The organism is Oryzihumus sp., assembly GCF_036391795.1.
In the GTDB taxonomy this organism is placed as follows: Bacteria; Actinomycetota; Actinomycetes; order Actinomycetales; family Dermatophilaceae; genus Oryzihumus.
This window is the reverse complement of record NZ_DASVZH010000127.1, coordinates 1-6,880: the sequence shown is the minus strand read 5'-3', so window position 1 is coordinate 6,880 and position 6,880 is coordinate 1. Positions and strand designations below refer to the sequence as shown.

At 72.5% G+C, this 6,880-nt stretch carries 2 protein-coding genes; both read right to left on the bottom strand.

Annotated features, from left to right (window positions below; translation table 11 throughout):
* Nucleotides 1–77 precede the first annotated feature (77 nt).
* Nucleotides 78–2,996: a hypothetical protein gene (locus VF825_RS07330; protein WP_331111710.1), complete on the bottom strand. Its 2,919-nt coding sequence runs from the start codon at nucleotides 2,994–2,996 to the stop codon at nucleotides 78–80.
* A gap of 186 nt (nucleotides 2,997–3,182) precedes the next feature.
* Nucleotides 3,183–6,596 (bottom strand): hypothetical protein, encoded by a 3,414-nt coding sequence (locus VF825_RS07325; protein ID WP_331111708.1) that lies wholly within the window; start codon nucleotides 6,594–6,596, stop codon nucleotides 3,183–3,185.
* Nucleotides 6,597–6,880: the final 284 nt, after the last annotated feature.

Genomic DNA, 6,880 nt, shown 5'->3' with positions numbered 1-6,880 from the left:
CTCGGCCGGCGCGGCCCCGCCCGCGAGCGCGGGCGCCGCGGGGGCGACCGCGACGATCACTGCCATCACGAGGCCGATCACGGGAGGAGGTTCGCGAACACCAGGAAGCCGTGGGTCTCGTTCTGGCCCGACGTCGCCAGGGAGCCGGCCGAACCGAAGTCGATGACCGATGCGAAGTTGCCGCCGAAGTCGACCAGATCCTTCGCAGTGCCCGCGCCCAGCCGGTTGATGGCGACGAAGTCCGCGTCCTGCGTGTAGACGTCGCCGTAGGCGGCGCCGAACTGCGTCGATCCGGTGGCGCCGTCGAGCTTCAGCAGGAAGGCGTCGGAGGCGGCCGTGCTCGAGGCCGTCAGTGTCGCCGCGCCCGTGGTCGTGCCGTTGAAGAGGCCCGCCACCACCACGTCGCCGAGGGAGTCGACGGCGATGCCGCGGCCCTCGTCCGAGATGGTGCCGCCCATCCGCACCGCCCACGCCGGGGCGAACGACGCGGCCGGGTCGATCTTGGCCACGAACACGTCGGTCCCGCCCGCGCTGACGAGTGACGTCGTCCCGAACGGCAGCGTCGCGGTGAACGTCCCGGTCATGATCAGCTTGCCCGCCGCGTCCACCGTGATGCTCTTCGGCGTGTGGATGCCGGCCCCGCTGCCGAAGCTGGCCTGCGCGATGGGTGCGCCGGTCGCCCCGGCGTACTTCGCCACCCAGATCCAGCGTCGGAACGAGGAGCCCGGGCTCGGCAGGGCGCCCAGGCCGGGGTCGAGCGCGCCGTCGTACTTGCCGGCCGCGAACACGTCGCCGTTGTCGTCGATCGCCAGCGCGTCGCACTCCTCCTCGTTGGCGCCGCCGAGCTGCTTGGCCCACTGCAGGGCGCCGGTCGAGCTGAAGACCGCCAGGACCGCGTCCTTCTGCCCGCCGCCGTACCTGGCGCCCGGCACCAGCGCGGTCGCCGCCTGGTTGGTGTAGCCGCACACCGCGATCCGGTTCAGGCTCGGGTTGGCGGCCACCGCGACCAGCGCGCCGCCCAGGCCATCGTCGAAGGACTTCGCCCACCTGCCGTTGCCGGTGGCGGCGTCCACCGCGACCAGGAAGTCCACCGGGCTCTGGCTGGCGTTGGTGATGGTGTTTCCGGCGGCGAGCGTGCCGATGAAGTTGCCGATGGCCACCAGCGTGCCGTCTGCCGTCACCGCGGCGCCGGCCGCGAGCTGGTCGGAGGCGTCGCCGTACGCCTTGGCCCACACCGGTAGGTGCGTGGCCGCGTCGTACTTCGCGAGGAACAGGTCCGCCCCGCCCGCCGAGGTGACCGAGATGCCGTCGAAGGTCTTGGCCGGCTGGAACACCGAGCCGGCTGCGTAGGCGGCGCCCGAGCGGTCCTGGGCCAGCCCGGCCATCGAGATGGCGAGGTCCTTCGCCGCGACCGGGCGCGGCACCAGCACCGTGCTTGCCGCGCACTGCCCGCTCGCGTCGCAGGTCTGGCCCGACGGGCAGACGATGGTCCCGGCGCAGACGCCGCCCGTGCACGCGTCGCCGGCGGTGCAGGCCCTGCCGTCGTCGCAGGCGGTCCCGTCCACCGCCGGCGGGTAGGAGCAGACTCCCTGGAAGCAGGTCGCGCCCGCCGCGACGTGGCAGGCGGGCGGCGCGTTGCAGGGGACGCCCGCGCATGGATCCGTGCCGCCGGAGCACTGCCCGGTCGCGTCGCAGGCCTGGCCCGCCGGGCAGGACACCGTGCCGGCGCACACGCCGGCGGTGCAGACGTCCCCGGTCGTGCACGCCTTGCCGTCGTTGCAGGCGCTTCCATCGGGCAGGCTGGCCTGGCTGCACGCCCCGGTGGCAGGGTCGCACACGCCGGCCGGGTGGCAGGGGTCCGGCGGCGCGCAGGTCACGGTCGCGCACGCGCTCGTGGTGGCCTTGCAGAGGCCATCGGCCGGATCGCAGGTCTGGCCGCTCTGGCAGGTGACGTTCTGGCACCGCGACCCGAGGGCCTGATTGGGCGGGAGATAGAGCGCGCCGACCGTGCCGACCGGCGTGCTCGGGGTGGTCACGGTCACGGTGACCGCGCAGGCGGCCGAAGGGCCCGGCACCGTCACGTGCGGGTGGGTCGGGCCGTAGGGGACGTTCAGGTCGAAGGCGACGCCGGGGCAGGTCGACGTCCAGGCGTAGGTCAGCGCCTCGCCGGCCGGGTCCGTCGCGATCACCGCGAGGTCGCCTTGCATGGTGGTCCCGAGCGTGATGCTCCCTGACAGGCTGCCGATGACGGGCCAGTCCACCATCTGCACGTTGACGACCACGTCGCCGACGTTGCGCGTGACCGTGATGGTGAGGGTGGCGGACACCGCCGCGCCGTGGTCGTCGGACACCGTGACGGTGAGCGGACAGGTCCCCTCGGCGGCCGGCGCGGTCCACCGCGGCGCCGCCTTGCCGGCGTCGTCGAAGCTGCCGCCGCAGCTCGAACGCCACTGGTAGGTGAGGACGTCGGCGGGGTTCGGATCGTGCGCCCACACGTTCACCTGGATGGTCGCGCCGGGCGCGACCAGCTCGCGGGAGGACGAGAGGCTGTCGATGAGCGGGACCGCATTCTCGAGCGGCGGCGGCGGCGTGGGCGAGCGCAGCACCATCGAGACCAGCGCCGTCGCGCCGGCGACGATGTCCGTCTTGCCGGCGCCCACGTACAGCTTCGCGCCCCCCTGATCGTAGGCCACCGCATCGAACCGGCGGCCGGAGCCCGCCGGGATCTGATCGATCCGGGCGCTCCACTGCCCGCTGCCCTGGGCCAGGTCGGCGGTGATGGGGGTGAAGTCCGATCCGTCGCCCTTGCTCACGGTGATGGTGACCCGCGCGACGCTGGCGCAGGCCGACCCCTGGCAGGCGGCCACGAGACGGGCGCTCCCGGAGGTGGCCGCGGGCGCGGTCCCGCCCGACCGGCCACAGGCGGCCAGGGTCAGGGCGAGGAGCGCTGCCAGCAGCGAGGCGCCGGCGGGGGGACGGTTCCTGGAGGTCGTCATGTGCGCGGCTCGAGAGGTCGAAGGGGAGGAGCCGCCGCCACGCGGCCCCAGGAGACTCCGAGAGCGCCCGGCCCGAGACCGGGACGCCCGACTTCAGGGGGCTCCGCCCGCACCTCGCGGCGCGGGCGGAGCCGATCCTGCCGGGCGGAGAGCGGCCGTGGCGGGCCGCCCTCCACCCGCCCTGCGCTACTGGAACAGGCCGAACACCAGGAAGGCGTCGGTGCCCGTCGTGCTGATCGTCCCGGCCGGAGCAGGGAACGTCATCGACCCGGCGAAGTTGCCGCTGAAGTCGATCAGGTCCTTCGCCGAGCCGACCCCGGCCCGGTTGATGGCCACGAACGCGCCGTCCTGCGTGGCGATGTCGCCGTATGCGGCGGCGAACTGGGTCGCGCCGGTCAGGCCGTCGAGCTTGAGCACGAACGCGTCCGAGGCAGCCGTGCTGGCCGCCGTGAGCGCCGCCGCGCCGGTGGTCGTGCCGTTGAAGAGACCGGTCACCACCACCTCACCGTACGAGTTCACGGCGACGCCGCGACCCTCGTCGGCAGCGCTGCCGCCCATCCGGACCGCCCACGCCGGGGTGAACGACGAGGCCGGATCGAGCTTGGCCACGAACACGTCGGTTCCGCCGGCGCTGGTGAGCGAGGTGGTGCCGAAGGGCAGCGTGGCGGTGAAGGACCCCGCCATGATCAGCTTGCCCGTCGCATCCACCGTGATGCTCTTCGGCGTGTGGACCCCGGCCCCGCTGCCGAAGCTGGCCTGCGCGATGGGCGCGCCGGTCGTCCCGTTGTACTCCGCCACCCAGATCCAGCGACGGAACGAGGAGGCCGGGCTCGGCAGAGCGCCCAGGCCCGGGTTGAACGCGCCGTCGTACTTGCCGGCCGCGTGCACGTTGCCGATGTCGTCGATCGCCACCGAGTCGCACTCCTCCTCGTTGGCGCCGCCGAGCTGCTTCGCCCACTGCAGCGTGCCGGCGGAGTTGAAGACCGCCAGGACCGCGTCCTGCGTGCCTCCGCCGTAGGTGGCGCCCGGCACCAGGTCGGTCGCCGCCTGGTTGGCGTAGCCGCACACCGCCACCAGGTTCAAGCTAGGGTTGGAGGCCACCGCGACCAGCGCGCCGCCCAGGCCGTTGTTGAAGGACTTGGCCCACTTGCCGTTGCCGGTGCCGGCGTCCACCGCGACCAGGAAGTCGATAGGGCTGGTGCTGGCGTTGGAGATGGTGTTCCCGGCGACGAGGTTGCCGATGAAGTTGCCGATGGCCAGCACCGTGCCGTCGCCGGTCACCGCGGCGCCAGCGGCCAGCTGGTCGCTGGCGTCGCCGTACGCCTTGGCCCACACCGGAAGGTGCGTGACGGGATCGTACTTCGCGAGGAACAGGTCCGCGCCGCCGGCCGAGGTGAGGGAGATGCCGTCGAAGGTCTTCGTCGGCTGGAACACCGAGCCGGCCACGTAGGCCGCGCCGGAGAGGTCGATGGCCAGGCCGGCCATGGGCGAGATGGCGAGGTCCTTCGCCACCTGTGGGGCGATCGTGGAGGCCACGCACTGCGCGGCGCCACCAGTGACCTGGCAGCCCTGGCCGGGGGAGCAGATGGGAGCGCCGCCCGAGCAGACCCCGTTGCTGCAGGTCTCGCCGGTCTTGCAGGCCGTGGTGCTGCAGGAGCCGGCGACCGACGCGAAGTTGCAGCTGTAGGCGTTGCCGCCGGTCGAGGTGCAGGTGCCGGTGGTGGCCTCGCAGGGGTTGGTGCTCTGCGTGCAGACCACGGGCGTGCCGGCGATACACGCGCCCGCGCCGTCGCAGTGGTCGTTCTGGGTGCAGCCGGTGTTGTCGGCGTTGCAGGACGTGGTGATGGGCGCCGGCGCGTAATTGCAGAGGTGGGCGTTCGGGTCGGCCGCGGTCGCCGTGCTCTGGCAGGTGCCGGAGGTGGCCTGGCAGACGTTGGCGGTCTGGGTGCAGGTGACGGCGGGGCCGCTGGTGCAGGCGCCGGCCATGCACACGTCGTTCGTGGTGCAGCCGTTGGAGTCGCTGCAGGCGGTCAGGTCGGCGGCAACCGGGTTGGAGCAGGTGCCGTTACCCGGATCGCAGACGCCGGCCACGTGGCAGGCGTCGGAGGCGGCGCAGGTCTTCGCGGTGCCGCCCGAGCAGACGCCGGCCTGGCAGGTCATGCCGGTGAGACAGAGGTTCGGGCCCTGGCAGGCGGTGCCGTTGGCAAGGCCGAAGCAGGGGTCATTCGACTGGAAGAGGAAGGCGTTGCTGGTGGTGAGGGTCGGCGTGGTGCCCGCGGTGCTCACCGCCACGGTGACCGACATCGGCGTGGTGAGCGGGGTCGGCGCGGTCCAGGTGACCTGGGAGAAGCTGTCGGCCGTGTTGCTCGGGCCGTTGACCGGCGCCCCCAGGGTGCCGGAGACGTTCGTCCAGGCGAAGGTCAGCCCCTTGCCCTGCGGATCGTGGGCCTCGACGCGGAGCGTGTAGGTCGTGCCCGGCGTGACGACGCCGTTCTGGTTGGCGGAGACGACGCGGGTGATGACCGGACCGGACACGGGCGGCTGGGCGCCGTTCAGGTAGACGATACCGGTGGTGGTGCCGCCGCGGCCGTCGGAGACGGCGACGCTGACCGAGCAGGCGGCGGCCGGGTCGGTCATGAAGAAGCGGGTGACCTCGGGGGTCGCACCGTTGCCGACGGCCGGGCCGACGGTGCCGGGGGGCGTGAAGGTCGCGGTGGCGCAGCTCGAGTTGTACGTGTAGGAGAGGCCATCACCGTCGGGGTCCGCGGCGGTCACGACGACGTCGGCGGTGAGGCCGGCCGTCCCGGGCTGGCCGGGCTGGACGACGTGCGCGTCGGCCTTGATGCCGGAGATGACCGGGTAGGTGTTGAACTGCGCGTTCACCTGCACGTTGCCGCTGGTCTTGTTCTGGACCTGGATGACGAAGTAGGCGGTCACCGAGGTGTTGTTCACGGCATCGGCGACCTTGATGGAGAGCTGGCACGCGTTGGTCGGCACGGTCGCCGGCGCGGTCCAGGTCGAGGCGGCAGCCGCGACGGGGTTGAACGACCCACCGCAGTTGTCCGACCAGGCGTAGGTCATCGCGTTCCCGTCGGGATCCGTCGCGCCCACCGCGACGTTCACCGCCGAGCCCGGCGTCACCAGCACGGCCGACGCGGTGAGGCTCGCGATGACCGGCGTGTGCGTGCTCGGGCCCGGGGTCGGGTTCACCTCCTGGGCCAGGATGCTGACCTGCGAGGTGACGCCCGCCGTGATGCCCGCCGTGGCCGTCCCCGAGTAGAGCTTGGTGTTGTCCGCCTGGAACGCGTCGATCGCGAAGGTGAAGCCGGTGCCGGCCGGGATGTTGCTCACGTAGGCGGACCAGTGCGTCGCGTCCGTCTTGACGAGGTTCTGGACGATCGCCGGCGACAGCGCCGGGGTCCCGCCCGAGATGGTGAGGGTGACGTGGTCGATCTGCGTGGTGTTCGACCCCTTCATAGCGCTCGAGATCTTCACGGCGCCGGTCTTCTGCTGCGCGCTCTTTCCGCTACAGCCCGCCGCGGCCATCACGGCCGTCAGGGCCGCGACGAGCGCGAAGCGGTTCTTCATGGCGAGAAACATGAGGTTCACTCCGTTCCTGTTCGATTGCGTTTCGTTCGAGGTGCGTGATGGTTCGATTCCGGTTGCGGACATGGCTCTCCCGCCAGCGGGCATGGATCACCGGGTAGCGGCCGCGCCGCGGTCCACTCCCGGCGTCGAGCCTGCTAGCCGCAGACCTTGATGCCGACGCCGATGAAGTCCCCGCAGGTGAGGCCCGTCGCGCAGTCCGCGTTGGTCGCGCAGGCGTTGTTGGCCGCCCGCCCCGCCGCCGCCGGGCACACGCCGCTGGCCGGGCAGGCCGCGCC